Source organism: Actinomyces haliotis, assembly GCF_015355765.1.
Taxonomy (GTDB): Bacteria; Actinomycetota; Actinomycetes; order Actinomycetales; family Actinomycetaceae; genus Actinomyces; species Actinomyces haliotis.
On the sequence record NZ_JACWNA010000023.1, the window covers coordinates 1 to 1,371 of the forward strand.

1 protein-coding gene is annotated in these 1,371 nt (G+C 76.1%); it reads left to right on the plus strand.

Annotated elements, in window-relative coordinates:
- Positions 1-247: 247 nt before the first annotated feature.
- Positions 248-1,225, plus strand: coding sequence for an aldo/keto reductase (locus IXW69_RS09980; protein WP_194786200.1), 978 nt, complete (start codon positions 248-250; stop codon positions 1,223-1,225).
- Positions 1,226-1,371: the final 146 nt, after the last annotated feature.

The window sequence follows — 1,371 nt, forward strand, 5'->3', positions numbered from 1 at the left end:
CATCGCCCTGGCCCACCGCCGCATCCTCACCCTGCACGCCATGATCCGAGACGGCGCCCTCTACGACCCCCAACCAACCCACCAGCTACCCGCTGCCGCTTGACCAACAACATAGGGGCACCCCCCCGGCCACCGCCCGCCGTCGGCATCGGCCTCCCACCACGACCGACCCAGGTCACACCACCGCCCGGCCCGGCCCCGGGGCGCCGCCCGCGCCCCGGGGCCGGGCCCGTCTACCGTTGGCCGCATGGAGCAGCGCAGACTGGGTCGCACGGGACTCACGGTGTCCTCGGTGGGGCTGGGCACGATGACCTGGGGCCGCGACACCGACGAGCTCGAGGCCCGCGACCAGCTCGACGTCTTCCTCGACGCCGGTGGCACCCTCCTCGACACGGCCGCCTCCTACTGCGAGGGCGCCTCCGAGGAGGTCATCGGCGGGCTGCTCTCCGAGCACGTCGACCGCCGCGACGTCGTTCTCGTCTCCAAGGCCGGCGTGCGCACGTGGCGCACCACTACCCGGCCCACGACCGCGGACGCCTCGCGCGGCACCCTCCTCGACATTCTCGATGACTCCCTGGCGCGCCTGGGCACCGACCACCTCGACCTCTGGCTCGTCCAGGTGCCCGACCCACGCACGCCGCTGGAGGAGACGGTCGACGCCCTGCGCACCGCCGTCGCCTCGGGCCGCACCCGCTACGTCGGGGTCTCCAACCACCCGGCCTGGGCCTCCGTGCACGCAGCGGACCTCCTCTCCGAGGACCGCCGCCCCGGGATGGCGGCCGTCGAGGTGGAGCACTCCCTGCTCGCCCGCGGTGCGGAGCGCGAGGTCGTCCCCGCCGCCGAGGCCCTGGGCTTCGGCGTCATCGGCTACGCACCGCTGGGCAGGGGCGTCCTCACCGGCAAGTACCGCTCCACCACTCCCCCGGACTCGCGCGGCGCCTCGCCGCACCTGCGCTCCTACGTCGCCCCGTACCTCGGGCAGTCCCACGAGGGCGTCGTCGAGGCCGTCGCGACGGCCGCCGCGGGCCTGGACCGCAAGCCCGTCGAGGTGGCCCTCGCATGGGCCCGTGACGCCCCGGGGATCGCGTCCACGGTCGTCGGCGCCCGCACGCCCGCTCAGCTGCAGGGCGCGCTCGCCGCGGAGGACCTCGTCCTGCCGGCGCAGATCCGACACGCCCTCTCCGAGGTGACGAACCCGTCCTTCGGGTACCCCGAGCGCTTCTGAGGACGAGGCTCCGCGGCCGGAGAGCCCTGCCGATCCTCACGCTCACGATAAATTGACGCGGCGGGGGGGGGGGGCGCCGGCGGGGGGGGGGGGGGGGGGCCGGGGGGGGGGGGGGGGGGGGGGGGGGGGGGGGGGGGGGGGGGGGG